The sequence below is a fragment of the Roseixanthobacter glucoisosaccharinicivorans genome, assembly GCF_043195095.2.
Lineage (GTDB): Bacteria > Pseudomonadota > Alphaproteobacteria > Rhizobiales > Xanthobacteraceae > NCEH01.
The window spans coordinates 4440796-4467229 of record NZ_CM195538.1; the positions used below are offsets into that span (position 1 = coordinate 4440796).

Below are 26434 nucleotides of genomic sequence, written 5' to 3' on the forward strand. Positions count from 1 at the left end.
GGGACCCCCATGACTCTCAGCCACACCCCGCCGGCCGACGCCGGCGCGCCCGAAGCTCCGGCCGTGACCCAGCAGGGCTATCGCGACGCCATGTCCCGCTTGGGCGCGGCGGTGAATGTCGTCACCACGGACGGGCCGGGCGGAAAGGCGGGGTTCACCGCCTCGGCGGTGTGCAGCGTCACCGACAGCCCGCCCACCTTGCTGGTGTGCCTCAATCGCGGCTCGTCCGTCAGCCCGGCCTTCGCGGCCAACGGAGTGCTGTGCGTCAACACGCTGGCGCCGAGCCACAAGGGCCTGTCCAACCTGTTTGGCGGCAAGACGCCCATGGAAGAGCGCTTCGCCGCCGCGCAATGGGCGCCTTGCGCCACCGGCGCGCCGATGCTGGCGGACGCGGTAGCGGCATTCGATTGCCGGGTGGCGCGCACCGTGGATGTGGGCACCCATTGCGTGCTGTTCTGCGAGGTGGTGGGCATCGCCGCCGGCGGAACGCCGGAGGCGCTGATCTATTTCGGCCGGCGCTATCACGCGGTGCACGACGGCACCTCGCAATGAGCGCGCTGGCGGGCTTCCGGGAGACCTGAACCGGGAGACCGCGAGGACCGGCGATCAGGCGGCGACCTGTTCTCCCCGCCAGGCCGGCCCGACGCCCGCCAGGCGCACCACGAGATCGAAGGCGTGCTGCAACGCCGAGGGATCGGCCTTGTTCTGGCCGACGATGTCGAAGGCCGTGCCCTGCGACGAGGTCACGATGGGCACGGGCATGCCGCCGAGCACGGTGACGTTCTCGCCGAACGCGACGGTCTTCAGGGCGATCTGGCCCTGGTCGTGATACATGGTGACGATCAGGTCGGCATCGCCGCGCAGGGCGGTGCGGAAGATGGTATCGGCGGGGAAGGGGCCTTCCACGTCGAGCCCGTCGGCCTTCATCCGCGCCACGGCGGGGGTGAGCACCTCGATCTCCTCCTGTCCCATCGCCCCGCCTTCGCCCGCATGGGGATTGAGCGCGGCCACGCGGATGCGCGGCTTGGCAATGCCGCCGGCACGCGCCGCGCGCACGCCGATCCGCGTCGCCTCCAGGATGCGCTCGACCGTGATCGCGGCGGCGACGTCCTTCATGGGAATGTGGGAGGTGACGCGGGTGGTCCAGAGCGGACCGCGATTGATCAGCTCGAAACAGGTCTCGCGCCAGTTCAGCAGGTCCTGGAAATAATGCATCTCATCCAGCGCCTGATGCCCGGCGAGCTTCATCGCCTGCTTGTTCAGCGGGCCGTAGAGGATGCCGTTCACATGCCCGGCGGCTGCGGCCGCGGCCACCGCCTGGAGGCTCGCGAGGGTGTGGCGCCCGGCCTGCGCCGAGGCGATGCCAGGCCGCAGGCTCTCGCCTTCCGCCAGCGGCACCTCGATCAGGGTCACGAGCGCATCGGAGGCGGCACTGGCGGCGCTGTCGGCGACCGGCTGAACATCAATGCTCACGCCCGCGATCGCCTGCGCGCGCGCGAACACGCCGGGATCCGCGAACAGGGCCACCGGTACGTTTTGATTGGCTGAAAGTACCTTTGCAACCACTTCCGGGCCCACGCCGGCGGGGTCGCCGAGCATCATTCCAATACGCGCCATTTGCGTCTCCGATCACCTGATTGACTTCTTGTTAGCCGTCGATTAGCACTAGTGCATACGTATGCGCAAGCTGAGCAGGATCCCCCTCCCGCCACGCCGAAGCGCAACGGAATGGCCCGCCGGCACACCCAAAGAGCGGAGCCAGGGCGGAAACGAGAGGAAGCCAATGCTCGATATCAGCGAAGCGATATCGCCCGTCCAGCGCGCCGAAGCGGCGGCTGCGGAAGCGAAGCGTCTTTCCGGCATGGTGGTTTGCGAAGGCCGGCTCCAGGCCGCGCTGACCGACCACACGTTCGACGTCGATAATCCCGCCACCGCCCGTATCATCGGCCACGCGCCGCGCTGCGGCGCCGCCGACGTGGACCGCGCGGTTGCCTCCGCCCAATCCGCTTTCCAGGGCTGGCGCCATCTCACCGCCCGCGACCGCGCCGCCTTCCTGGTGAAGGCCGCCGCGCGGCTGGAGAGCGAGGCGGAAGCGATCGCCCAGCTTTCCGCATTCGAGACCGGCAACGCGCTCGCGACCCAGACTCGCGGCGAAGCCGCCACCATGGTGGACATCCTGCGTTTCTTTGCCGGCCTCGCCGGCGAGGTGAAGGGGCAGACCATTCCCTATCTGGACGGCCGCCTGCTGTTCACCAAGCGCGAGCCGCTTGGCGTGGTCGCCGCCATCATTCCCTGGAATGCCCCGCTGATGCAACTCGCATCCAAGATCGGCCCGGCGCTCGCGGCTGGCAATACGGTGGTGCTCAAGACCGCCGAACAGGCGCCGCTGGCCGTGCTGCGCTGTTTCGAGCTGATGCAGGAAGTGCTGCCGCCGGGCGTCACCAATTGCATCTCGGGTCTTGGCGAGGAGGCCGGGCGCCTGCTGTGCGAGCATCCTCAGGTGCGCAAGGTCACCTTCACCGGATCGAGCGCCGTGGGCGTGAAAATCCTGCATTACGCTGCGGATAAGATCGCCCCCGTCACGGCTGAACTTGGCGGCAAGAACCCGAGCGTTTTCCTGCCCGACATGGATCCGGCGGCCGCCGCCGACGGCGTGGTGCGCGGCCTGCGGCTGCAGCGCCAGGGGCAGTCCTGCACCGCCGGCACGCGGGTCTATATCCACGAGTCCCTCTATGACGACGTGGTGGAGCGGGTGCTTGCAATTATCCCCACTTTCCGCGTCGGCGATCCGCTGGACGAGCGCACGCAAGTGGGTTCCATCATCTCCAAGTCCCAGTTCGACCGCGTGGAGCGCTATGTGCAGATGGCGCGCCAGACCGAGGGCGCGCGCATCCTCACCGGCGGCGCGCGCCCACAGGACCCGGCCCTGAAGGACGGCTATTTCTACCAGACCACCCTCATCGAAGGCATCCCGCATTCGTCGCAGGTGTGCCAGGACGAGATCTTCGGCCCGGTGGCGACGCTCGCGCGCTGGACCGACTTCGAAGTCGTGATCAAGGAAGCCAACGACGTCAAGTTCGGCCTCGCCGCCACGGTCTGGACCAATGATCTGTCCAAGGCCTTCCAGTTCATCGAGCAGGTAGACGCCGGCTTCGTGCAGGTGAACCAATATGCGGTGGCCGAAGCGAACATCGAATACGGCGGCACCAAGATGAGCGGCATGGGGAAAGAGCTTTCCCTCGAAAGCATGTTGCATCATTTCACTTGGTCGAAGACCGCCATCATCAATCCGAATATTTCGGCCTAGGGAGCCCGTCATGCGTGTAGCTTTCATCGGCATCGGAAACATGGGGCGGCCCATGGTCCGCAACCTGATCCATGCCGGTCACACCGTCTTCGCCTACGACCTTTCGGTGTCCGCTCTTGACGAGGCCGTGCGGCTCGGCGCCCATGCGGCGGTGTCGCCCCACGGCGCCGCAACCGAGGCGGACGTGGTGATCTCCATGCTGCCCACCGGGCAGAATGTGCGCGACCTCTATCTCGGGCCCGACGGCCTCGTGGCCAAAACCCGCGCCGGCACGCTGCTGATTGATTCCAGCACCATCTCGAGCACCGTGTCCTCCGAAATCGCGATCGCGGCTCGCGCCGCCGGCAAGAGCATGATCGACGCGCCGGTCTCCGGCGGCACCCCGGGCGCGGAAGCCGGCACGCTCACCTTCATGGTGGGCGGCAGCGCCGAGGACCTGGAACGGGCCCGCCCGCTGCTGGAAGCCATGGGCAAGCGCATCTTCCATGTGGGCGGCAACGGCGCCGGGCACACCGCGAAGCTCTGCAACAACATGCTCTCCGGCGTCTGCATGGCCGCCACCGCCGAGGCGCTGGCGCTCGGCGTCGCCAATGGCCTGGACCCGGCGGTGCTCTCGGAAGTGATGCGCAATTCATCGGGCACCAATTATGCCCTGGAGCGCTATCATCCCTATCCCGGCATCATGCCGAACGTGCCGTCCTCCCACGGCTACCAGGGCGGCTTCCGCTCCGAGTTCCAGCTCAAGGACATGCGCTTGGCCAAGCAATTGTCGGCGGAATACAAATCCTTGAGCCCGCTCGGCGATCTCGCGTGCGACCTGTTCGCGCTGCATTGCCAGAGCGGCAACGGACATCTCGATTACGGCAGCATCATCAAGATGATGATGAAGGTGCCCGAGGCCGCGGCGGCCGGTGCCGCGGGCGAGGACGAAACCATGAGGCGCGCCGTCTAAGACCGGACGAGGTCTCCCACCGCCATAAAACAAAAGGCGGGGGAGGAGGAAACGCTGAACGCCAAGGACGACCTGCGCGGTGCGACGGAAGCGGACTTCCCACAAGGATTCCGCGCTCCCCGCGCCCTGCCTCCGCCGCGTCACGCGGCCGGAGGATGGACCGCGCCCGGTCTCCACACCACCGGAGGAGGGACATGGGCTACGCGATCGAAGCGCGTGACCTGAGCAAGCAGTTCAACGGCTTTTTCGCCGTCAAGGACGTCAGCCTGCAGGTCGCGGAAAACACCATACACGGCATCATCGGCCCAAACGGGGCCGGGAAGACCACGCTGTTCAACCTGTTGACCAGTTTCCTCAAGCCGACCCACGGCTCGATCCATTATCGCGGGCGCAACATCACCCATCTGGAGCCGGCGGCGGTGTCGCGCCTCGGCCTGGTGCGCTCGTTCCAGATTTCCTCGGTGTTCGACCAGCTCTCGGCGCGGGACAATGTGCGCGTCGCGCTCCAGGGGAAGGAGGGCGGAAGCTATTGCTTCTGGCGCTCCACCGCCGCGCTCGCCCGCTTCGACGACCGCGCCGACGAACTGCTGGAGATGGTCGGGCTCACCGCTTATGCCGACACCGCCTCCGGCTCCCTCGCCTATGGCAGGAAGCGGGCGCTGGAGCTTGCCACCACCCTCGCGCTGGAACCGGAAACCCTGCTGCTGGACGAGCCCATGTCCGGCCTCGGCCCGGAGGATATCGGCCCGATCACCGAGCTGATCCGCACCGTGGCGAAGGGGCGGACCGTGGTGATGGTGGAACACAATCTCCCGGTCGTCGCGACCCTCTCCGACACCATCACGGTGCTGGCGCGCGGCCAGCTTCTGGCCAGCGGCACCTATGCGGAAGTCACCGCCAATCCCGAAGTCATCACCGCCTATCTCGGGGAGGACGAGGATGACGATGAATGAGGCCAGCCCCGCCGTCCTGTGCGTGCGCGACCTGCACGGCTGGTACGGCGATTCCCACGTGCTGCATTCGGTCGCCTTCGACGTGCGCCCCGGCCAGCTGGTGACGCTGCTCGGCCGCAACGGCGCCGGCAAGAGCACCACGCTCAAGGCCATGATGGGCCTGCTGGACAAGCGCCGCGGCTCGATCCTGTTTCGCGGCAAGGAGACCATCGCGGCCCAGGCCAACCAGATCGCCCGCCAGGGCCTTGCCTATTGCCCGGAGGATCGCGGCATCTTCGCGACCCTCTCGGTGGAGGAAAATCTGCGCCTTCCTCCCAAGATCCGAGACGGCGGCATGGGGATCGACGCCATCTACCGCTTGTTTCCCAACCTCAAGGACCGGGCCAAGAGCGTCGGCACCAAGCTTTCGGGCGGCGAGCAGCAGATGCTCGCCATCGCCCGCATCCTGCGCACCGGCGCCGACACGCTGTTGCTGGATGAGCCGACCGAAGGGCTCGCCCCGGTCATCGTCAAGCAGATCGGTGCCGTGATCCGCGAGCTGAAAACGCTCGGCTACACGATCTTGCTGGTGGAACAGAACATCAAGTTCGCCGCCAAGGTGGCCGATCAGCATTACGTCCTGGAGAACGGCCGCGTGGTGGAGCACATCCCCCATGCCGCGAAAGCCGACGAAGTGCGCGCCGTCGCCAACTATTTGCACGCTTAGGAGGGCCATATGCATAATATAATGGACACCCTCTCCAACCTGCCGATCGACGCCTTCATGGGCCAGCTCATGCTGGGTCTGATCAACGGCGCATTCTATGCCATGCTGAGCCTGGGCCTTGCCTTGATTTTCGGCATGCTCAACATCGTGAACTTTGTGCATGGCGCGCAATACATGCTGGGCGCCATGCTGGCCTGGATCCTGCTGCAGACCCTCGGCATCAATTATTGGGTCTCGCTGCTGCTTGCGCCCTTCATCGTCGGCGCGTTCGGTCTGCTGCTGGAGCGTTTCGTGCTGCGGCGGGTCTATGCGCTCGATCCGGCCTACGGCCTGCTGCTGACCTTCGGCATCGCCTTGCTGCTGGAAGGCAGCTTCCGCCAGAAGCTCGGTTCCTCGGGCCAGCCTTATGCCATTCCGGCGGAATTGCGCGGCGGGTGGGATCTCGGCTTCATGTACATGCCCACCTATCGCGCCTGGGTGCTGGTGGCCTCCATCACCATCTGCTTCGCGGTCTGGTACGTATTCGAGCGCACCCGCCTCGGCTCCTATCTGCGTGCGGCGACGGAGAAGCCCCAATTGGTGCGGGCCTTCGGCATCGACGTGTCGAAGATGATCAATCTCACCTATGGCCTCGGCGTCGCGCTGGCTGCGGTGGCGGGCGTGCTCGCCGCGCCGATCTACCAGGTGAGCCCGCTCATGGGCTCCAACATCATCATCGTGGTGTTCGCGGTGGTGGTGATCGGCGGCCTCGGCTCCATGTCGGGCGCCATCGTCTCCGGCTTCCTGGTGGGGTTCGTGGAGGGATTGACCAAGGTGTTCTATCCCGCCGCGTCCAGCACCGTCGTGTTTGTCCTCATGGCCTGCGTGCTGCTGGTGAAGCCGGCCGGCCTGTTCGGAAGGAGGGCGTGACCATGCTCATGGCAAGTCCCGTCACCACCCCGCTCACTTCGTCCCTCGCCACCAAGGCCGCCGCCGCGCGGCGGCGGCAGATCCTCGCTTGGGGGCTCGGCATCGCCGCGCTCGCGGTGTTCCCCTTCATGGTCTACCCGCTGTTCGCCATGAAGGTGCTGTGCTTCGCGCTGTTTGCCTGCTCCTTTAACCTGCTGTTCGGCTTCGCCGGCCTGCTCTCGTTCGGCCACGCCGCCTATTTCGGCATCGCCTCCTATGTGACGGCGGAATCGGCGAAATACTGGGGCCTCACGCCCGAGCTCTCGATCCTCGCCGGCACCGGTGTCGCGATCGTGCTGGGCGCGGCGTTCGGCTGGCTGGCGATCCGCCGGCAGGGGATCTATTTCTCCATGATCACGCTCGCCCTGGCGCAGATGGTGTTCTTCTTCTGCCTGCAGGCGGAATTCACCGGCGGGGAAGACGGCATCCAGAGTGTGCCGCGCGGGGACCTGTTCGGGCTGATTCCGCTCAGCAGCCACATGGCGATGTATTATTTCGTCATGGGGGTGTTTCTGATCGGCTTCCTGATCATCTACCGCACCATCAATTCCCCGTTCGGCCAGGTGCTGCGGGCTGTGCGGGACAATGACATCAAGGCCACCTCGCTCGGCATCAAGACGCGCCACGTGAAGCTGGCGGCCTTCGTCATCTCCGCCGGGGTGGCGGGGCTCGGCGGGGCCACCAAGGCGCTGGTGTTCCAGCTCGCCTCGCTCACGGACGTGAGCTGGCAGGCCTCGGGCGAAGCGGTGCTGATGACCGTGCTCGGCGGCGCGGGAACGCTGACCGGCCCGGTGATGGGGGCGTTCATCGTCACCGGCATGCAGCAATATCTCGCCCAGTTCGGCTCCTGGGTCACCATCATCCAGGGCGCGATCTTCGTGGTCTGCGTTCTGGCGTTCCGGCGCGGGATCGTCGGCGAGCTGGACCGGCTCGCCAATATTCCCCTGCCCTGGCGGCGGGCGGCGGCATCGCCCGCGCAGGCCACGGCGCCGGCGCGCCGTTTGGAGCGCGGCGAGGGACCGGGCTATAACGTGGCCGGGCGCAAGCGCCAGGCCGGTGCGGAGGACGGATGAGCAAGATTACCTCGCGCGACGTGGCGCGTGCCGCGGGCGTTTCGCAGTCCACGGTCTCGCGGGCGCTGGCCGGCGACGAGCGCATTTCCAGCGATACGCGCGAGCGCATCCTCTCGACCGCGCAGAGCATCGGCTATACGCCCAACGAGCTTGCGCGCAGCCTGCTGAGCAACAAGTCCAACATCGTCGGGCTGGTGATGGGTGACCTGCTCAACCCGTTCTATCCGACGGTGCTGAACGGCTTCGTCGCGGCGTTGCAGAAGCGCGGCAAGCGGGTGCTGCTATTCACCGTGCCGCCGGGCGGGGAGGTGGACGACGTGCTGCCGTTCCTCCTGCAATATCAGGTGGAAGGGGTGATCATCACGTCCTCCGCCCTGTCCAGCAAGATGGCCAATGCGTGCGAGCGCAACAAGACGCCGGTCGTGCTGTTCAACCGCGCCACCTACAAGGAGGCGGTCTGCTCGGTGTGCTGTGCCAATGTGCAGGCCTCCTTCGACCTGGCGGAACGCCTGATCGAGGCCGAGCACGACCGCTTCGCCATCATCGGCGGGCGGGCCGATACCTCGACCCATATCGAGCGCAAGCAGGGCCTGGAGGAGGCGCTCGCGCGCCACGGGCTTTCGCTGGTGGGCGACGAGATGGGCGACAACACCTATGAGGGCGGCTTTGCCGCCGCCCTTCGGCTGCTGCGCTTCCGCAGGCGCCCCAATGCCATCGTGTGCGTGAGCGACGTGATGGCCATGGGCGCGCTCGATGCAGCGCGGTTCGAACTGGGCCTGCGCGTGCCGCAGGACCTTTCCATCGTCGGCTTCGACGATATTCCCTCGGCCTCCTGGCCGAGCTACCAGCTCACCACGGTGCGCCAGCCGATCGACGCCATGATCGACCGGTCCCTGGCGCTGCTGTTCGATCCGGAGCGCAAGACCAAGCGCAAGGCCATCACCGAGCGGCTTCCGGGCGAACTGATCGTGCGCTCGTCCGCGCTCATCGCCGCGAAACATCCCGCGGAATAACCCCGCGCGCGCCGGGACAAGGCCCATTGACACGCGCGCATGCCTATGAATGCATACGTATGCACTGGCCATCAGGCCAGAAAAACAAAACGTAAGGGGAGATGCCCAAAATGAAGAAACTGTTCTCGCTTCCCGCGCTCGCGGTGGCCCTGGCGGCGGCCCTGCCGTTCAGCACCGCATACGCCGAAGACGGCGTGAAGATCGGCGTGCTCACCGACATGTCCGGCCTGTTCTCGGATATTTCCGGCCAGGGGTCCGTCACCGCCGTGCAGATGGCCATCGACGATTTCGGCGGCAAGGTGCTCGGCCAGCCCATCGGCCTCGTCTATGCCGACACCCAGAACAAGGCCGACATCGGCGCCGGCATCGCCCGGCAATGGTACGAGACCGATCATGTCGACATGATCACCGACATTTCCAACTCCGCGGTCGCGCTCGCGGTGGTGGATATCGCCGCCTCGCTCAAGAAGATCGCCATCGTCGTCGGCGCCGCCACCTCGCGCATCTCCAACGACAAGTGCACGCCCTATTCCATCCATTACGCCTTCGACACGATTTCCTGGGCCAATGTCACCGGCAAGGCGATCCTGAAGGACGGCGGCGACAGCTGGTTCTTCCTCACCACCGACTATGCCTTCGGCCTGGCGCTGGAGAAGGACACCGCGCAGATCGTCAAGGATGCGGGCGGCAAGGTGATCGGCTCGGTGAAGACGCCGCTCAACACGCCGGATTTCTCCGCCTTCCTGCTCAGCGCCAAATCCTCCGGCGCCAAGGTGATCGCGCTCGCCAATTCCGGCGGCGACACCATCAATGCGGTGAAGCAGGCCGAGGAATTCAAGATCACCAAGGACGGCAAGCAGCGCCTCGCCGTGCTCGGCGGCTACATCACCGACATGCACTCCATCGGCCTGAAAACCGCCCAGGGCCTGCTCTACACCGAAGGCTTCTACTGGGATCTCAACGACGAGACCCGCGCCTGGTCCAAGCGTTTCTTCGAGAAGATCGGCCGCATGCCCACTGTCACCCAGGCGGCGGATTATTCCTCGGTGCTGCATTATCTGAAAGCGGTCGCCGCCGTCGGGTCCAAGGACAGCGACAAGGTGATGGCGCAGATGCGCAAGACCCCGGTCAACGACATGTTCGCGAAGAACGGCATCATCCGCGCCGACGGCCGCATGGTCCACGACATGTACCTGCTCCAGGTGAAGAAGCCGGAAGAGTCCAAGTATCCGTGGGACGACATGATCGTCAAAGCCGTGGTGCCGGGCGACGAGGCGTTCCAGTCCATGGAAAAGGGCTCCTGCCCGCTGGTCAAGCGCGGCTGAGGACCGAGAAGCCGGTGCCTCGCCTGCCGCCCGCTCCGCGCCCGTTCGCAGCCTGACAGCGAACACGGGCGCGGACCGCCGGCTGCGGGCGGGGCACCGGCCCCCAACAACCAAGGGACACCATCATGTTGCTGGAACGAAAGGTCGTGGTCGTCACCGGCGCGGCCACCCCGCGCGGGATCGGATTTGCCACCGCGACCCGCTTCGCCCGCGAAGGCGCCCGCATCGCCATCCTCGATCTGGACGGCAAGGCGGCCGCCGATGCGGCGGCGCGCCTTGGCGCCGCGCACGTCGGGCTCGCCTGCAACGTCACCGACCCGGCGCAGTGCGCCCGCGCCGTGGATGCGGTGCTCGCCCATTTCGGCGCGCTCGACATCGTGGTGAACAATGCCGGCGTCAGCCAGCCCACCCGCCTCATGGACGTGGACCGCGCCAATTACGATCTGGTGATGGATGCGAGCCTGCGCGGCACGTTCAACATGAGCCAGGCCATCGTGCCCTATTTCCGCGAACAGCATGCCGGCGTCATCGTCTGCATCGGCTCGCTCGCGGCCCTGCGCGGCGGCGGGGTGTTCGGCGGCCCGCATTATGCCGCCGCGAAGGGGGGCGTGCACAGTCTCGCCAAGTCCATGGCGCGCGAACTGGCCGCCGACGGCATCCGCGTCAACGCGATCGCGCCCGGCCTGGTGGATACCGACATTTTCCAGGGCCAGCTGACCCCCGAGCGCCGCCGCGCTGTGGAAGAGGCGGTGCCCATGGGCCGGCTCGCCCGCGCGGAAGAGATCGCGGATGCCTGCTTGTTTCTCGCGAGCGATCTCTCCAGCTACGTCACCGGCGCCGTGCTGGACGTGAACGGCGGGCTGCACATGCATTGAGGCCGGCGATGCCGCATGGCGCGGCCGAGGCCGCCGGGATCACACCCGGCTGGCCCCGCCGGCCTCAGCCCAACGCCTCTTCCAGGCGGTCGGCGATGGTGCGCAGCACCTTCACCCGGGCGAAATGCTTGCTCTCGGCTTCGACCAGGGTCCAGGGGGCATAGAAGGTACTGGTGCGGTCCACCATGTCGGTGACCGCCTGTTCGTAGAGCGGCCATTTCTCCCGGTTGCGCCAATCCTCCGGGGTCAGCTTGAAGCGCTTGTAGGCGACGCGCTCGCGCTCGGCGAAGCGACGGGCCTGCTCGTCCGGGCTGATGGCGAGCCAGAATTTCGCCAGCACATAGCCCCCTTCATAGAGCTGGCTTTCGAAATCATTGATCTCGCCATAGGCCCGCGCCCAATCCTCCTGCGGGGTCAGTTTCTCCACCCGCTCCACCAGCACCCGGCCATACCAGGAGCGGTCGAACACGGCGGTGGAGCCGCGCGCAGGAATGCGCCGCCAGAAGCGCCACAGATAGGGCCGCGCACGCTCCTCGTCGGTGGGCGCCGAGATGGGGTGCACGCGGAAATGGCGCGGATCCAGCGCCTCGCGCAGGCGCATGATGGTGCTGCTCTTGCCGGCCGCGTCGCTGCCCTCGAACGCGCACACCAGGCCCCGCTTGGCGAACGCGCGCGAATTGGTGAGATGGGTGATGCGCTGCTGCTCCACGTCGAGCTCGGCGCGATAGCTCGCCTCGTCGAGCTTATGGCTGAAATCCAGCGTTGAGAGAATGCTGACCGCCGGAAGGCTCGCCGGGGTCGGCGCGGGATGGGCCGGCTCGCTGGCGGCCGGCGCTTCGACGGCGCATTCCGCGGGCGGCGCGGCGGTGGCGTGCGCCAAGACCTCCATCAGCGCATTTCCCGCCGCGATCGCGCAATAATGGGGATCGGCCGCCGGCACGATGGTCCAGGGGGCGATGCCCGTGGAAGTCTGCCGGAACGCCTCGGCGGCGCTCTCCTCCAGCCGGCGCCGCTTCTTCCTGCTGGAAATAAGCGCCCATTCGCGCACCACGGGCCGGTCGCAAGGCCCCTCGTCCAGCGCCTTCAGCCGCGCCTTCGCGTCCTCGGGATCGAGATAGAGCCACAATTTCAGCAGCAGCACGCCTTCGGCATGCAGCATGGCCTCGAAATGATTGATCGCGTCCAGCGCCTGGGTCAGCTCCGCCCCATCGGGCCCGCCGAGGGCATTGGTTTCGAGCGGCGCGTGATACCACGAGCCGAGCACGATGCCGATTTCCCCGTGGGCCGGCATGTCGCGCCAATATTTCCAGATCGCCGGGCGCGCCCGTTCCTCGTCGGTGGGGGCCTCATAGGTGAGGGTCGTGAGCTTGCGCGCATCCAGCCAGCCGTAAAGCTGGTTGAGGATCGCTCCCTTGCCCACGCCATCCGCGCCATTGATAAGAATGAGGATGGTGCGCCGCTTCTGCGCGATCAGCTCGGATTGGAGATCCAGCAGCCCCTCGCGCAAGCCGGGTTCCAGGGCCTTGAAGCTCGCCTTGTCGAGGCTGCGCTCGATCTTCATGGAATCGAACATGAAATTCCTGTCTGCTGCCGAGCGCCAATCTCCGGCGGCGGGCACACAGCGTCAAGGGGACTCTGCGCGGGCGCCTGGGGTGGCCATGGGGTGCGCAGGGACACCATGCTACCTCCATTCAATGAGCGTCTTCAGGCGGTCGCATAGCTTCCTTTACTGTTCTTTGGAAAATACTCATTGGCTCATTTTTGCAGAATGAACCAATTGGTTGAGTAACCCGCCTGTAAAAGCCGCTCGACAACCCCCGCTCGCTTCCGCCATGCTGGCGTCACCCGAATGCGTTAGTGATTCAGAACATTATGCATTCGTCAGTGACAGGGTAGGAGGCGGGCATGTCGAGCGGCAACACTGAAACCGTCACGAGCGCGCCAGCTGATGACGAATGGGATGCGGAAGCGCAACGCCAACAGGGCGACCCCGGCATCGTTACCGCCCTGACCTGGGCGTGGGGCACGAATACGGTGCTCGACTTCGATCCCACCTGCGATACGCTGGATTTCGGCTGGTTCACGGCCGACACGTTCACAGTGGCGGAAGTCGCCGGCTCGGTGGTTATTTCCATCCCCTCCAGTGCCGAAACCTATACGCTGCGCGACGTCACCCTCGCAGAGCTTTCGCTTGCCAATATCTCCGCCCTGAACGCTTCCGCGCTGGTGGCCTGGAGCCGCATCCTCGATCCCGGCGACGGGGCCTTCGGCGGCAATGCGGGCCTCGGCACGGAGGTCGACATCAATTGGGGCTGGGCGACCCACGAAACCATCGCCTTCGACCCCGCCCACGACCTCCTGAATTTCGGCTGGATCGGCGCCGCCAATTTCACCCTGTCGGAGGTCGACGGCTCGACCGTCATCGCGCTTCCGGCCAGCGACCAGACCTATACGCTCGCCGGCGTCGGGCTGGCCGAACTCTCCTTGTCCAACATCACGGCCGACGACGTCTCCGCGCTGACGGCCTGGAGCACCGCGCTCTCCGCCGCCCATGCCGCCCAGGATGACACGGGCGGCGCGAGCGGCACGCAGGCGCCCGCCGAACTCCCGGCCGAGCCGGTGCCCGCCACGCCGCAAGAAGCCCAAATCCCCGTCGTCGAAGTTCCCGTGGTGGAAACGCCCGTGGTCGAGACCCCGGTGGTGGAAACGCCGGTGACCGAAATGCCTGTCTCGCAAACCCCGGTGGCGGAGGTGCCGCCCACCGAGACGTCTTCCGGCAGCACGCCCGTGGACACGCCCGCCAGCGCGGCGAAGGGGCCGATCCTCGCCGGCTATTATGCCGACTGGACCGTCTACGACCACAATTACACGATCTCGGACGTTCCGGCCGACCAGCTCACCAATCTCATCTATGCCTCGGCCAATATCGACGCCAACGGCCACATGGTGCTGGTGGATCCCTATAGCGACACGCAGATGCTGTTCTCCGCCGCCGACAGCGTGGACGGCATCGCCGACACGGCGGGCCAGGGCTTGGCGGGCAGCTTCAACCAGATCGTGGAACTGAAGGCGGAGCATCCCGACCTCAAGGTCTCCATGATGATCGGCGGCTGGACCCTCTCCGCCAATTTCAGCGACACTGCCGCAACGGCGGAAGGGCGGGACACGTTCGCCCAATCGGTGGTGGATTTCCTCAAGACCTATCCCATGTTCGACGGTGTGGACCTCGACTGGGAGTTTCCGGGCGGGGAAGGCGCGGCGGGCAATTCGGTGCGCCCGGACGACGGCGCCAATTACGCCCTGCTGGTCGCGGACCTGCGCCACGCGCTCGACGGGCTGGAGGCCGAGACGGGGCGCGACTACACCATCTCCGTGGCCTCCCCGGTGGGCGCGACCAAGATCGCCAATTTCAACCTCGCCGGCCTCGATCCCTATGTGGATTGGTTCAATGTGATGGCCTACGACTTCCACGGCACCTGGGAGACCACCACCGGCCACCTCGCGCCGCTGGTGGATTCCGCCGATGGAACGGGCATCGAAAGCGCGGTCGCGCAATATCTCGTCCAGGGCATCGACCCCGGCAAGATGGTGCTCGGCGCGCCGCTCTATACCGCCGCCTGGAGCGGGGTGGCGGACGGCGGGGACGGCGGGCTCGATGCCGCCAGCACGGGATTTCCCGTGGGCTCCTCGGTCGGCCATTACGACTATGCCGACATCCTCGCCAAGCTCGAGGATCCGAGCAGCGGCTGGTCGCTCTATTGGGACGACAATGCCCAGGCGGCTTATGTCTATAACGCCCAGCTCGGCATCTTCTCGTCGGTGGAGACCCCCGCCTCGGTGGCGATGAAGGCGGAATGGGCCCAGTCCCAGGGCCTCGGCGGCATGATGTTCTACGATCTCTCGGGCGATGCCACCGGCAGCGCGGAGAGCCTGGTGAAGGCGGCCTATGAGAGCTGGGTGCAGGGCAAGTCGTTCGCCGACATCGTCAGCGCCTCCAGCCTGACGCCGGACCACATCATCGGCGGCAATGGCGTGCTGGACAGCGTGGTGTCCGCCGCGCCGGTCGCCCATGCGCCGGAGACCATCGACATCACCTGGAACTGGGGCAAGCAGGAAGTGATCACCGACTTCCAGCCCTCGACCGACGTGCTGAACTTCGGCTGGGTGCCGGCCGACAGCGTGGTGCTGAGCGAGGTCAACGGGTCCACCGTGATCGCCCTGCCGGAGAATCTGCGCACCTATACGCTGAAGGGCGTGGCGCTGGATCAGCTGAGCCTCGCCAATGTCACCGGCTATGATTCCAGCATCATCGACGAATGGGCCGCGACCCTCGACGCCGCGCACAAGGCCGCGGATGCGCAGGCCACGCTTCTCGGCGCGACCACCGACACCCATGTGGCGATCGGTTGAGGCGGTTAGCGCGGCCATACGCTGGAACGGCACGCCGATCTGAAGCCGGCTGTCCTTTGCATGCACGGCGGCTCTTAAGGGCTAGTTTTGCCTATTTTCCACCCACATTGCTCGCCCTGCGTGCACGGCCTGGCGCGAACATCGTTGAAACCCCTTGAATCTGCGTCGGCGGCAATTGGCACGCGATTTGCTGATTTAAGGGCAGAGTTGGCGGCTAGGGTTCCGGCATCGCCTCGCGCGATGTGCTGGTCCGAGAGCTGCCACCGGTCCGGGAGACATCCGGCCGGGTGCACGGCGGGATAAAAGCCCGGGAGACCTCGGTGGCCAAGGAATTGGCGGCACTGGAGTCTCGCCAATTCCTCATCGTTTGACCTAACGAAGGGGAATAGAATATGCGCTCTCGCTTCTCGAAATTCTTGGGCCTTGCCTGTGCCGCCGCGCTGATTGCCGGCGCCTCCCCGGCGCTTGCCGCGCCGAAGAAGGAATTCAAGGTCGCTTGGTCGATCTATGTGGGCTGGATGCCCTGGGGCTATGCCGCCGAAAACGGCATCGTCAAGAAGTGGGCCGACAAATACGGCATCAAGATCGACGTCACCCAGTTCAACGACTATGTCGAATCCATCAATCAATACACGGCCGGCGCCTTCGATGCCCTGACCGTCACCAATATGGACACGCTCTCCGTGCCCGCCGCCGGCGGCGTGGACACCACCGCCGTGATCGTCGGCGATTTCTCCAACGGCAATGACGCCGTGATCCTCAAGGACAAGACCAAGCTGGCCGACATCAAGGGGCAGAAGGTCAATCTGGTCGAGTTCTCGGTCTCCCACTACCTGCTCGCCCGCGCGCTCGAATCCGCCAAGATGAGCGAGCGCGACGTGAAGGTGACCAACACCTCCGACGCCGACATGGTCGCCGCCTACAAGACCAAGGCGGTCACCGCCGTCGTCACCTGGAACCCGCTGGTCTCCGAAATCCTCGCCGACAAGAACGCCCACAACGTGTTCGACAGCTCCAAGATCCCCGGCGAGATCATGGACCTGCTGGTGGCCAATACCGAGACGCTCAAGGACAATCCGGACTTCGGCAAGGCGCTGGTCGGCATCTGGTACGAGACCATGGCGCTCACCACCGCCAAGAGCGAGGCCGGCATCGCCGCCCGCACCGCCATGGGCAAGGCCTCCGGCACCGACCTTGCCGGCTTCGAGAGCCAGCTTGCGGCCACCAAGCTGTTCGACAAGGCTTCCGACGCCGTGGCGTTCGTGAAGTCTCCGGCCGTTGGCACCACCATGGACCGGGTGCGCAAGTTCCTGTTCGAAAAGAAGCTGCTCGGCAATGACGCCAAGTCCGCCGACGCGGTGGGCATCGAGCTGGCAGACGGCAAGATCCTCGGCGATGCGAAGAACGTGAAGTTCCGCTTCACCGACACCTACATGGCCGCCGCCGCCGACGGCAAGCTCTAGCCTCGCGCTTCCCCCTCCCCCCTTGCGGGGGAGGGTTGGGGAGGGGGGTATGGTGCCGCAAGCATCTCCCTCACCAGCATAAACGGAGAGACACCCCCTCCCTGCCCTCCCCCACACGGGGGGAGGGATAAATCAGATTCGCGGAGCCCCCCCCCCTTGTGGGGGAGGGAAACGAGGCAACGGCAGATCGGAGAAGTTCCCTCCATGCGTCTCATCAATCGCAGACCGGACCGCACGGCGGGGCTTCTGCTCGCGATCCTGCCGTTCGCCCTGGTTCTGCTCGCCTATGTGCTCGGCTCGGCCGAGCGCCTGGCGGAGAACCCGGCGGACAAGCTGCTGCCGAGCCTTGCAACCATCGGCGACGCCATCGTCCGCGTCGCCTTCACCGCCGATGCCCGCACCGGGGATTACATTCTGTGGGCCGATACGCTCGCGAGCCTGGAGCGGCTGGCCAGCGCCCTCGCGCTCTCGACGCTCATCGCGCTGGTGGCGGGCCTGCTGATCGGCCTGCTGCCGGGGGTGAGGGCGCTGCTCGCCTCCTTCGTCGGCATGGTCTCCATGGTGCCGCCGCTCGCTTTGCTGCCCATCCTGTTCATCGTGCTGGGCCTCGGCGAAACCTCCAAGATCGCATTGATCGTCATCGGCGTGACGCCCTTCCTCATCCGCGACCTCGCCATGCGGGTGCAGGAATTGCCGCGCGAGCAGATCATCAAGGCGGAGACGCTCGGCGCCACCACCTGGCAGATCGCGCTGCGCATCGTGCTGCCGCAGATCCTGCCGCGCCTCATCGACGGTGTGCGGCTCTCGCTTGGCCCGGCCTTTCTGTTCCTGATCGCGGCGGAGGCGATCGCGGCGGATTCCGGCCTCGGCTATCGCATCTTCCTGGTGCGCCGCTATCTCTCCATGGATGTGATCCTGCCCTATGTGGCGTGGATCACGCTGTTGTCCGTGCTCATGGATTTCGCCCTCGCCAAGCTGCGCGATGCCGCCTTCCCCTGGTTCGGAGGCGCGAAATGACCGCGATCCGCGTCGAGCATCTCTGGAAGGAATATGGCGAGCAGATCGTGCTGGAGAATATCTCGCTCGATTTCGCGCCCCGTTCCTTCGTTGCCTTGGTCGGTCCCTCCGGCTGCGGCAAGACCACTTTCCTGCGCATCCTTTTGAGCGAGGAGACGGCGACGCGCGGCCGCGTGCTGATCGACGGCAAGCCGCTCGCCGGGGAACCGGGCGCCGACCGGGGCGTGGTGTTCCAGCGCTACAGCGTGTTCCCGCACCTCACCGTGCTGGGCAATGTGCTGCTCGCCACCGAAATTCCCGGCGCCCCCTTCACCGGCCGCCTGTTCGGCGCCGCCCGTCGGCGCGCGCAGGAGGAGGCGCGCGCCCTCATCGCCGAAGTGGGCCTCACCGGCGCGGAGGATAAATATCCCGCCGCCTTGTCCGGCGGCATGCAGCAGCGCCTCGCGCTCGCCCAGGCGATCATGCGCAAGCCCAAGATCCTGTTGCTGGACGAGCCGTTCGGCGCGCTCGATCCCGGCATTCGCGGCGATATCCATGCGCTGATGCTCAAGCTCTGGCACAGCTGCGAGATGAGCGTGGTGATGGTGACCCACGATCTGCGCGAAGCTTTCACCCTCGCCACCCGCGTCATCGCCTTCGAGCGCAAGCGCAACCGGAGCGAGGAGCGCGAGCGCTTCGGCGCCACCATCGCCCACGACATCGAGGTCTGGCCCCGGCGCATCGCCGGCCGGCCGCGCATTCCATCCTCCGATCGGGACGGCCCGATCAGCCCCGAGGACATCGGCCGGGACGACCCGGCGCTTCTATCGGTCTGAGGAGAGACGCATGACGATGAATGACGAGACACGCGCCCTCATCGAGGCGAACAAGCGCCGCTATGAGGAATTGAAGGCCGCCGGCCAGGACCACGCCCCCCGCGCCCTGCCGCCCCCCACCGAGCGCTGGAGCGTCATGCTCCCGCCCGGGCCGCTCCATCGGGAAACCATTCCCGGCGGCTGGTACTGGACCGTAAAGGTGCTGGCGGGCGAAGCGCTGCGCCTTTCGCTTCCCGAAGGGCCTTCCGCCGTTTCCATGATCGCCTGGAACGCCGCCGACACCTCCGAGCGGCTGAACTATGCCGACACGGTGAAGGTCCAATGGACCGCCGCTTTGGGCAAGGGCCGGGTGATCTTCTCCGACATGGGCAAGGTCATGTTCTCCATCGTCGAGGACACCACCGGCGCCCACGATGCCCTGATGGGCGGATCCACCCCCGCCTCGAACCGCACCCGTTACGGCGCGGGACCGCTGCGCAACACGCGGGACAATTTCATTCTCGCCGCCGGCAAGCTCGGCCTGGACCGGCGCGACATCCCGCCCTGCATCACCTTCTTCGCGCCCGTGCGCACCAATGAGGCGGGCGGCTTCGTGTGGCTGGAGGACAAGCGCCAGCAGGGCGATTTCGTCGACCTGCGCGCGGAGATGGACCTGCTCGTCGCGCTCTCCAACTGCCCCCATCCGCTCGATCCGAACCCGGCCTACGACCCCAAGCCCGTGGAAGTGGTGCGCTTCCAGGCGCCCGCCCCCGCCGCCGACGATCTGTGCCGCACCGCCACCCAGGAAGCCGTGCGCGGCTTTGAAAACCTCGCGCGCTGAGGGAGAGCGATCATGAACAGCACCCCATTCTTCGCCGCCCCCGTGCACGACCCCGCCAAGGCCCTCCAGGTGCACGACATCCCCGCCCAGGCGCCCTGGTCCGGCCTCGTCAAGCGCGGCCAGTCCATCCGCATCATCGACCTGGACGGCCAGCAGGCGGTGGACACCCTGTTCTACCGCGCCGACGACTTTGCCGAGCGCTATTCTTCCCAAGACACGCTGCGCGTGCAAGGCTCGGCCTATGTCTCCACCGGCACGCGGCTGATCTCCAACGAGGGGCATCTGATGCTCACCGTCACCGCCGACACCTGCGGACGGCACGACACTTCGGCGGGCGCGTGCTCGTGCGAGGCGAATACGGTGCGGTTCGGCCATCACACGAAGTACCTGCACGCGTGTCGCGAGAATTTCGTCGTAGAAGTGACGAAACACGGCATGTCGAAGCGCGACATCGTGCCGAACATTAATTTCTTCATGAACGTGCCGGTGGAACCCTCGGGCGAGCTGGCGATCGTGGATGGGGTTTCCAAGCCCGGCGATTATGTGGAACTGAGGGCGGAGATGGATGTCTTGTGCGTCATCTCCAATTGTCCGCAGATCAACAATCCCTGCAACGGCTTCAATCCGACGCCGATCCGCGTCCTCATCTTCGCCGCGACCGAGGGCTGAGCTTTGTTTACCAAGGTCCTCATCGCGAACCGGGGCGAAATCGCCGGCCGGATCATCAAGACATTGCGGCGGATGGGGATTTCCTCCGTCGCCATCCATTCCGACGCGGACCGCTTCACGCGGCCCGTGTTGGACGCGGACGAAGCCGTCCGCGTCGGCCCCGCCCCCGCCAGCGCGAGCTATCTCGACGTGGAGGCGGTGATCGCCGCTTGCATCACGACCGGCGCCCAGGCGGTGCATCCGGGCTACGGCTTTCTTTCGGAAAATGTCGCTTTCGCGCAACGGCTTGCGGAAGCGGGGATCGTGTTCATCGGCCCCCGGCCGGAGCATCTCACCGCCTTCGGCCTGAAGCACACGGCCCGCGAGATTGCGCAGAAGAGCGGCGTGCCGCTGCTGCCGGGCACCGGACTGCTGGAGGACGAGGAGGAAGCGCTGAAGGCGGCGGACGCCATCACCTATCCCGTGATGCTCAAGAGCACGGCCGGCGGTGGCGGCATCGGCATGCAGCTGTGCCATACGCCGCAGGAGCTGAAGGAGACGTTCGCGCGCGTCCAGCGCACCGCCCGCGCCTCCTTCGGTGATGCCCGCGTCTATCTGGAGCGGTTCGTCTCCGAGGCGCGTCATGTGGAAGTGCAGATCTTCGGCGACGGCAAGGGCAAGGTGATCGCGCTCGGCGAACGCGATTGTTCGCTCCAGCGCCGCAACCAGAAGGTTGTGGAGGAGACGCCGGCGCCTCTTCTTTCGCCCGAGACACGCGCCCGATTGCACGACGCGGCGGTGAAGCTCGGGGAAAGCGTGTCCTATGCTTCCGCGGGCACGGTGGAATTCATCTATGACCCGGCACGAGAGGATTTCTACTTCCTGGAGGTGAACACCCGGCTTCAGGTCGAGCACCCCGTCACCGAGGCGGTGTTCGGCATCGACCTCGTGGAATGGATGATCCGCCAGGCCGCCGGCGAGACCGTGATCCCCGCCGTCCCTCTCGTGCCCAAGGGCGCGGCGATGGAGGTGCGCGTCTATGCGGAAATCCCCCACGCCAATTTCCAGCCCAGCGCGGGACTGCTCACGCAGGTGAAATTCGGCCCCCAGGCGCGGGTCGATACCTGGGTCGAGACCGGCACGGAGGTGACGCCCTTTTACGATCCCATGCTGGCCAAGGTGATCGTCTCCGGAGCCGACCGCCCGGCCGCGCTCGCCGCCCTGCGCGCGGCGCTGGAAGAGACCGCCATCAGCGGCATCGAGACCAATCTTGCCTATCTGCGCGCGATTGCGGCCTCCGATCTGCTGGCCTCCGGCAAGGTGGCGACGACGGCGCTGAGGGATTTCGCCTTCCGCCCGGAAAGCATCGAGGTGCTCAGCCCCGGCGCGCAATCGAGCCTGCAAGAACTGCCGGGGCGCCTGCACCTGTGGCACGTGGGCGTGCCGCCGAGCGGCCCCATGGATGCGCGCTCGTTCGCCCGCGCCAATGCTTTGGTGGGCAATGCGGAAACCGCCGTCGCGCTGGAAATGACGGTGAACGGCCCGACCCTGCGCTTCCACACCGACGCGGACGTCGCCATCTCCGGCGCCCATATGCCGGCAACCCTGGACGGCGTGCCCGCGCCCCACGATGCGGCCTTTGCCGTGAAGGCGGGGCAATTGCTGGCGATCGGCGCCATTTCCGGTGCCGGCCAGCGCGCCTATCTCGCCGTGCGCGGGGCATTCGCGGCGCCGGAAGTGCTGGGCTCGCGCGCCACCTTCGCCCTCGGCCTGTTCGGCGGCCATGCCACCGGCAATCTGAAGGGCGGCGACGTGCTACACCTCAACCCGCCCGTCACGCGCCCGCCCCTGCCGGAAACGGTATCGACGCAACCCGCGCCGCTGACGCGCGAATGGGAGATCGGCGTCGTTTATGGCCCCCACGGCGCGCCGGACTTCTTCCAGGACGACGACATCGCCGACCTGTTCGCAGCCACCTACGAGGTGCATTTCAACAGCGCCCGCACCGGCGTGCGGCTTATGGGCCCGACCCCGCGCTGGGCGCGCACGGACGGCGGAGAGGCGGGGCTTCACCCCTCCAATCTGCACGACAATGCCTATGCGGTGGGCGCCATAGATTTCACCGGCGACATGCCCATCATCCTCGGCCCGGATGGTCCCTCGCTCGGCGGCTTCGTCTGCCCGGCGGTGATCGCGCGGGACGAGCAATGGAAGATCGGCCAGCTGAAGCCCGGCGACAAAGTGCGCTTCCATCCCCTGGCCCGGCCGCACGACCCGGTCGCGGGACCCGCGGTGAAGAGCGTGCCCGAGGCCGCATCCCCCATCCTCGCCCAGCGCGACGACGGGCCGGTGCGGGTGGTCTATCGCCGGCAGGGCGACGATAACCTGCTGGTCGAGTTCGGCGACATGACGCTGGACATCGCCTTGCGGCTGCGCGCCCATCTGCTGGCGGCGGCGGTGGAAGAGGCCAAGATCCCCGGCCTCATCGACCTCACCCCCGGCATCCGCTCGCTCCAGCTCCATTATGACGGCACGCAGGTCTCGCGCGGAAAGCTGCTCGGCCTGCTGGATGAGATCGAGCGGTCCCTGCCTGCGGCCGAGGACGTGGTGGTACCGAGCCGCACCGTCCATCTGCCGCTGTCGTGGAACGATGAGGATGCGCAGCTCGCCATGCGCAAATACCAGGAGCTGGTGCGCCCGAACGCGCCCTGGTGCCCCTCGAACATTGAGTTCATCCGCCGCATCAACGGGCTGAAAGACGAGCAGGCGGTGCGCGACGTGGTGTTCGATGCGCGCTATCTCGTGCTCGGTCTTGGCGACGTCTATCTCGGCGCGCCGGTGGCGACCCCCATGGACCCGCGCCATCGCCTGGTGACCACCAAATACAATCCGGCCCGCACCTGGACGCCCGAAAACGCGGTGGGCATCGGCGGCGCCTATATGTGCATCTACGGCATGGAAGGGCCGGGCGGCTACCAGCTCTTTGGCCGCACCATCCAGGTGTGGAACACCTGGCGCACCACGCCGGTGTTCAAGCCCGGCACGCCGTGGCTGCTGCGCTTCTTCGACCAGATCCGCTTCTTCCCGGTGAGCCACGCCGAGTTGATGGAGGCGCGCGCCGCCTTTCCCCACGGCGCCTATCCCCTGCGCATCGAGGAGACCCAATTCTCTTATGCGGACTATGCGGCGGAGCTTGCCCGCAATGCCGGCGAGATCAATGCCTTCAAGGCGCGCCAGCAGGCAGCGTTCGATGCCGAGCGCGCCCATTGGAAGGAACAAGGGCTCGACAGCTTCGTCGCCGACGAGGGGGTCGCGGGTGGCGAGGAGGAGGCCATTCCCGAAGGCTGCTTCGGGGTGAGCGCCAATGTTCCGGGCAATGTCTGGAAGGTGCTGGTGGAAGAGAATGCCGAAGTGGCGGCGGGGGAGACCATCGCCATCATCGAATCCATGAAGATGGAAATCTCCATCACCGCCCATGCCGCGGGGCGCGTGCGCGCCGTGCGCATGGTGCCCGGCCGCACGGTGCGCACGGGGGACGTGGTGGCCGTTCTGGAGGCAATGTCGTGACCAGCAAGTTCAGCGAGAGCCCGCTCAGCGGCCTCCCTTCCGCGCCCGTTTCTCCCTTCGAGCCGCACGCCGTCGCGGGCGGGCAAGTGCCGATCGCCGTGGTCGGAGCCCACCTTTCGGGCATGCCGCTCAATGGCGAACTGACGGGCGCCGGCGGCGCGCTCGTCAAGCGCTGCCGCACTGCGCCGGATTATCGCCTGTTCGTGCTGCCGGACACGGTGCCCGCCAAGCCGGGCGTGGTGCGCGAGCCGGGCTTTTCCGGGCCGGGCCTGGATGTGGAAGTGTGGACGCTGGATGCCGCCGCGTTCGGGGCATTCGTCGCCCGCATCCCGGCGCCGCTCGGAATCGGCAAGATGACCCTGGAGGACGGTTCGCAGGTGCCCGGCTTCCTGTGCGAGGCCCATGCGGTGGCGGGCGCACAGGAGATCACCGCGCTCGGCGGATGGCGCGCCTATATCGCATCGCGGCAGAGCTGACCCGGTGCATCGGAGGCGCGGCGGCAAGCGCCCTGCGCCTCCAATCCCTTGCATCATGCTGCACCGCAAACGTGGCGCAGGACCGATTTAGACCGATCTAATTTTTCGTTGACCGTCGCTTTTGCCTCCCCTAGAGAAGCCCCGCCGAGCGCGAAAACAGCCTCGGCGGGGAGAACGCCGCGTGGATCTGAGGAAAGGCAAAGGCGCGTCCGCGCCCGCCCGCGCACCGGGCGAAACCGCCTCCGGCGGCGCTGCCCTTCCGCTCGCCCATCGCGTCACGCTCAACGACATCGCCGCCCATGCCGGCGTCTCGCGCGCCACGGTCTCGCTGGTGCTGCGCAAGAGCCCGCTGGTGAAGGAAGACACCCGCCAGCGCATCGACCAGGCGATGGCGGACCTCGGCTATGTCTACAACCGCCGCGCCGCGAACCTGCGCTCAGGCGCATCCCGCACCATCGGCCTAGTGCTGTGCGAGATCATCACGCCGAATTATTCCCAGTTCACCGCCGGCATCGACGATGTGCTGGATGCCGAAAACTACGTCGGCTTTATCACCAATACGGCGGAAGACGCGGCGCGCCAGAAGCGCGTGCTGGTGCGCATGCAGGAGCATGGCGTCGACGGCATCGTGCTCGTGCCGGCGGAGGAGACCCGCGCCGATGCGCTGGAGGACGCCCATTGCGGCGGCCTGCCCTGCGTGCTCGCGCAACGCCGGGTGGACGGCTTTGCCGCGGATTATGTCGGCCCGGACTATGCCGCCGGCATGGAACTCGTCACCGAGCATCTGATCGGCCTCGGCCATCGCCATATCGGCTTCATCGGCGGCGTGCGGCGCATCGCGCCTTTGAGCGAGCGGCTCAGTGGATTTCGCAAGGCGCTGCGCCGGCACAAGCTGAAGATCGGCCCCATCGTGCCCTGCCCGGTGCTCGACCGCTCCTCGGGCTATGCCGCCGCGCGCGACCTGTTCGCGGAGGAAAATCCGCCCACCGCCCTCGTCTGCTACAATGACATCGTCGCCTTCGGCGTCATGCTGGCTCTCAGCGAGCGGGGCCTTGAACCCGGCCGCGACGTGGCGGTGGTGGGCTGTGACGATGTCGCCGAAGCCGGGCTCCACCGCCCGGCGCTGACCACCTTCACCACCGATCCGCGCGTGGTCGGCCGCGAGGCCGCCAAGCAATTGCTGCGACGGATCGAGAATCCCAGCCGGCCGCCGGAGCAGATCATCGTGCCGCCGCGCCTGATCATCCGCCAATCCTGTGGCGGCGCCGGCCCGCGCCGGGCGCATACCGCGCGACCGGCTGCCGAAGCGGAAGCGGAAGCGGAAGCGCCAAAGGCCCGCCGGCCCCGCCGCTCCTCTCCTCAAGCCCTCAAGGGAAGCGCAGGGACATGAACTACGTCTTCCAGTTCGGAGAAGTCTTCAACGCCTGGCAGGACCTGCTCTATGGCGCCTGGCTGACAATCCAGCTCTCGGCCATGGCCATGGTGCTCGGCCTCATCGTCGCGGTGGCCGGCGCGCTCGGCAAGACTGCCGGTCCGCGCCCGGTGCGCTGGCTGGTGGACACCTATGTGGAGATCATCCGCAACACGCCGTTCCTGGTGCAGATCTTCCTGATCTTCTTCGGCCTGCCGCGCGCCGGGGTGCGGCTCGACGCCAATGAGGCGGCGCTTCTCGCCATGGTGGTGAATGTCGGCGCCTATGCCACGGAGATCGTGCGCGCGGGCATCGAGACCATCCACAAGGGCCAGATCGAGGCGGGCAAGGCGCTCGGCCTCAAGCCCATGCAGGTGTTCTCCTATATCGTCATCTTCCCGGCGCTCAAGGCGATCTACCCCGCGCTCACCAGCCAATTCATTCTGCTGATGCTCACCTCCAGCGTGGTCTCGGCCATCTCGGCGGAGGAATTGACCGCGATCGCGAACAATCTGCAATCCCAGACCTTCCGCTCGTTCGAGATCTACCTGGTGGTGACCGGCATGTATCTCGCCATGTCGCTGATGTTCTCTGGCGTTTTCGCGCTCATCTACAAGGTGGTGTTCGCGCCCACCGATGTGGCCCGCTGAGGAGG

At 66.5% G+C, this 26434-nt stretch carries 21 protein-coding genes, 1 pseudogene and 1 riboswitch; of the genes and pseudogenes, 20 read left to right on the plus strand and 2 right to left on the minus strand.

The window, feature by feature from the left end; genetic code table 11:
* The first annotated feature begins 9 nt into the window (after positions 1-9).
* Positions 10-552 (plus strand): flavin reductase, encoded by a 543-nt coding sequence (locus V5F78_RS20565; protein ID WP_394070681.1) that lies wholly within the window; start codon positions 10-12, stop codon positions 550-552.
* 54 nt (positions 553-606) lie between these two features.
* Here the strand turns inward: V5F78_RS20565 and V5F78_RS20570 are convergent, their stop codons facing one another.
* On the minus strand, positions 607-1617 hold the full coding sequence (locus V5F78_RS20570; protein WP_394070683.1) for a 4-hydroxythreonine-4-phosphate dehydrogenase PdxA: 1011 nt from the start codon (positions 1615-1617) through the stop codon (positions 607-609).
* A gap of 166 nt (positions 1618-1783) precedes the next feature.
* On the opposite strand from V5F78_RS20570, the gene V5F78_RS20575 reads away from it, so the two are divergent.
* From V5F78_RS20575 to V5F78_RS20615, 9 genes are all read left to right on the plus strand, one after another.
* The gene (locus V5F78_RS20575; protein ID WP_394070685.1) at positions 1784-3307 is read left to right on the plus strand and encodes an aldehyde dehydrogenase family protein; all 1524 of its coding nucleotides are present in this window, start codon (positions 1784-1786) and stop codon (positions 3305-3307) included.
* Between the two features lie 10 nt (positions 3308-3317).
* Positions 3318-4259 (plus strand): 3-hydroxyisobutyrate dehydrogenase, encoded by a 942-nt coding sequence (gene mmsB / locus V5F78_RS20580; protein WP_394070687.1) that lies wholly within the window; start codon positions 3318-3320, stop codon positions 4257-4259.
* A gap of 194 nt (positions 4260-4453) precedes the next feature.
* Positions 4454-5212 (plus strand): ABC transporter ATP-binding protein, encoded by a 759-nt coding sequence (locus V5F78_RS20585; RefSeq protein WP_394070689.1) that lies wholly within the window; start codon positions 4454-4456, stop codon positions 5210-5212.
* Positions 5199-5918 (plus strand): ABC transporter ATP-binding protein, encoded by a 720-nt coding sequence (locus V5F78_RS20590; protein WP_394070691.1) that lies wholly within the window; start codon positions 5199-5201, stop codon positions 5916-5918. Before V5F78_RS20585 ends, V5F78_RS20590 begins: the two co-directional genes overlap by 14 nt.
* 21 nt (positions 5919-5939) lie before the next feature.
* Positions 5940-6827, plus strand: a complete 888-nt coding sequence (locus tag V5F78_RS20595; protein WP_394070895.1) for a branched-chain amino acid ABC transporter permease — start codon at positions 5940-5942, stop codon at positions 6825-6827.
* Between the two features lie 8 nt (positions 6828-6835).
* Complete coding sequence (locus V5F78_RS20600; protein ID WP_394070896.1) at positions 6836-7939, plus strand: branched-chain amino acid ABC transporter permease; 1104 nt, start codon at positions 6836-6838, stop codon at positions 7937-7939.
* Positions 7936-8952, plus strand: a complete 1017-nt coding sequence (locus V5F78_RS20605; protein ID WP_394070692.1) for a LacI family DNA-binding transcriptional regulator — start codon at positions 7936-7938, stop codon at positions 8950-8952. The genes V5F78_RS20600 and V5F78_RS20605 overlap by 4 nt, the downstream gene beginning before the upstream one ends.
* 110 nt (positions 8953-9062) lie before the next feature.
* Positions 9063-10277, plus strand: coding sequence for an ABC transporter substrate-binding protein (locus tag V5F78_RS20610; protein WP_394070693.1), 1215 nt, complete (start codon positions 9063-9065; stop codon positions 10275-10277).
* A 125-nt stretch (positions 10278-10402) separates the two neighbouring features.
* On the plus strand, positions 10403-11152 hold the full coding sequence (locus V5F78_RS20615) for an SDR family NAD(P)-dependent oxidoreductase (protein WP_394070694.1): 750 nt from the start codon (positions 10403-10405) through the stop codon (positions 11150-11152).
* A gap of 64 nt (positions 11153-11216) precedes the next feature.
* Here V5F78_RS20615 and pap read toward each other — a convergent pair whose 3' ends face one another.
* On the minus strand, positions 11217-12725 hold the full coding sequence (gene pap, locus V5F78_RS20620) for a polyphosphate:AMP phosphotransferase (RefSeq protein WP_394070696.1): 1509 nt from the start codon (positions 12723-12725) through the stop codon (positions 11217-11219).
* A gap of 332 nt (positions 12726-13057) precedes the next feature.
* Here pap and V5F78_RS20625 point away from each other — a divergent pair, with 332 nt between their 5' ends.
* From V5F78_RS20625 to V5F78_RS20670, 10 genes and pseudogenes are all read left to right on the plus strand, one after another.
* The gene (locus V5F78_RS20625) at positions 13058-15562 is read left to right on the plus strand and encodes a glycoside hydrolase family 18 protein (RefSeq protein ID WP_394070697.1); all 2505 of its coding nucleotides are present in this window, start codon (positions 13058-13060) and stop codon (positions 15560-15562) included.
* A 203-nt stretch (positions 15563-15765) separates the two neighbouring features.
* Positions 15766-15878: riboswitch (guanidine-I (ykkC/yxkD leader) on the plus strand.
* A 76-nt stretch (positions 15879-15954) separates the two neighbouring features.
* On the plus strand, positions 15955-17025 hold the full coding sequence (locus V5F78_RS20630) for a putative urea ABC transporter substrate-binding protein (protein ID WP_394070699.1): 1071 nt from the start codon (positions 15955-15957) through the stop codon (positions 17023-17025).
* 204 nt (positions 17026-17229) lie between these two features.
* Positions 17230-18042, plus strand: a complete 813-nt coding sequence (locus V5F78_RS20635) for an ABC transporter permease (RefSeq protein ID WP_394070701.1) — start codon at positions 17230-17232, stop codon at positions 18040-18042.
* Positions 18039-18857, plus strand: a complete 819-nt coding sequence (locus V5F78_RS20640; protein WP_394070703.1) for an ABC transporter ATP-binding protein — start codon at positions 18039-18041, stop codon at positions 18855-18857. Before V5F78_RS20635 ends, V5F78_RS20640 begins: the two co-directional genes overlap by 4 nt.
* A gap of 16 nt (positions 18858-18873) precedes the next feature.
* A complete protein-coding gene (locus V5F78_RS20645) occupies positions 18874-19677 on the plus strand; it encodes an urea amidolyase associated protein UAAP1 (RefSeq protein ID WP_394070897.1) in 804 nt (267 codons plus the stop codon).
* A 12-nt stretch (positions 19678-19689) separates the two neighbouring features.
* A complete protein-coding gene (locus tag V5F78_RS20650) occupies positions 19690-20346 on the plus strand; it encodes an urea amidolyase associated protein UAAP2 (protein WP_394070705.1) in 657 nt (218 codons plus the stop codon).
* 3 nt (positions 20347-20349) lie between these two features.
* On the plus strand, positions 20350-23892 hold the full coding sequence (gene uca / locus V5F78_RS20655; RefSeq protein WP_394070707.1) for an urea carboxylase: 3543 nt from the start codon (positions 20350-20352) through the stop codon (positions 23890-23892).
* Positions 23893-23978: 86 nt separating this feature from the next.
* Positions 23979-24368 (plus strand): annotated as a pseudogene (locus V5F78_RS20660) (allophanate hydrolase-related protein); the annotation flags it as partial.
* A 181-nt stretch (positions 24369-24549) separates the two neighbouring features.
* Positions 24550-25758, plus strand: coding sequence for a LacI family DNA-binding transcriptional regulator (locus V5F78_RS20665; RefSeq protein ID WP_394070709.1), 1209 nt, complete (start codon positions 24550-24552; stop codon positions 25756-25758).
* A complete protein-coding gene (locus V5F78_RS20670; protein ID WP_394070711.1) occupies positions 25755-26429 on the plus strand; it encodes an amino acid ABC transporter permease in 675 nt (224 codons plus the stop codon). The genes V5F78_RS20665 and V5F78_RS20670 overlap by 4 nt, the downstream gene beginning before the upstream one ends.
* Positions 26430-26434: the final 5 nt, after the last annotated feature.

Coding starts and splice junctions, on each gene's coding strand:
- V5F78_RS20645 (WP_394070897.1), top strand. CDS start 18,874: ATGAATGACGAGACACGCGCCCTCATCGAGGCGAACAAGCGCCGCTAT.
- V5F78_RS20595 (WP_394070895.1), top strand. CDS start 5,940: ATGGACACCCTCTCCAACCTGCCGATCGACGCCTTCATGGGCCAGCTC.
- V5F78_RS20670 (WP_394070711.1), top strand. CDS start 25,755: ATGAACTACGTCTTCCAGTTCGGAGAAGTCTTCAACGCCTGGCAGGAC.
- V5F78_RS20630 (WP_394070699.1), top strand. CDS start 15,955: ATGCGCTCTCGCTTCTCGAAATTCTTGGGCCTTGCCTGTGCCGCCGCG.
- V5F78_RS20590 (WP_394070691.1), top strand. CDS start 5,199: ATGACGATGAATGAGGCCAGCCCCGCCGTCCTGTGCGTGCGCGACCTG.
- V5F78_RS20650 (WP_394070705.1), top strand. CDS start 19,690: ATGAACAGCACCCCATTCTTCGCCGCCCCCGTGCACGACCCCGCCAAG.
- V5F78_RS20625 (WP_394070697.1), top strand. CDS start 13,058: ATGTCGAGCGGCAACACTGAAACCGTCACGAGCGCGCCAGCTGATGAC.
- V5F78_RS20565 (WP_394070681.1), top strand. CDS start 10: ATGACTCTCAGCCACACCCCGCCGGCCGACGCCGGCGCGCCCGAAGCT.
- V5F78_RS20570 (WP_394070683.1), bottom strand. CDS start 1,617: ATGGCGCGTATTGGAATGATGCTCGGCGACCCCGCCGGCGTGGGCCCG.
- V5F78_RS20610 (WP_394070693.1), top strand. CDS start 9,063: ATGAAGAAACTGTTCTCGCTTCCCGCGCTCGCGGTGGCCCTGGCGGCG.
- V5F78_RS20585 (WP_394070689.1), top strand. CDS start 4,454: ATGGGCTACGCGATCGAAGCGCGTGACCTGAGCAAGCAGTTCAACGGC.
- V5F78_RS20600 (WP_394070896.1), top strand. CDS start 6,836: ATGGCAAGTCCCGTCACCACCCCGCTCACTTCGTCCCTCGCCACCAAG.
- V5F78_RS20575 (WP_394070685.1), top strand. CDS start 1,784: ATGCTCGATATCAGCGAAGCGATATCGCCCGTCCAGCGCGCCGAAGCG.
- V5F78_RS20640 (WP_394070703.1), top strand. CDS start 18,039: ATGACCGCGATCCGCGTCGAGCATCTCTGGAAGGAATATGGCGAGCAG.
- pap (WP_394070696.1), bottom strand. CDS start 12,725: ATGTTCGATTCCATGAAGATCGAGCGCAGCCTCGACAAGGCGAGCTTC.
- V5F78_RS20605 (WP_394070692.1), top strand. CDS start 7,936: ATGAGCAAGATTACCTCGCGCGACGTGGCGCGTGCCGCGGGCGTTTCG.
- V5F78_RS20635 (WP_394070701.1), top strand. CDS start 17,230: ATGCGTCTCATCAATCGCAGACCGGACCGCACGGCGGGGCTTCTGCTC.
- V5F78_RS20615 (WP_394070694.1), top strand. CDS start 10,403: ATGTTGCTGGAACGAAAGGTCGTGGTCGTCACCGGCGCGGCCACCCCG.
- mmsB (WP_394070687.1), top strand. CDS start 3,318: ATGCGTGTAGCTTTCATCGGCATCGGAAACATGGGGCGGCCCATGGTC.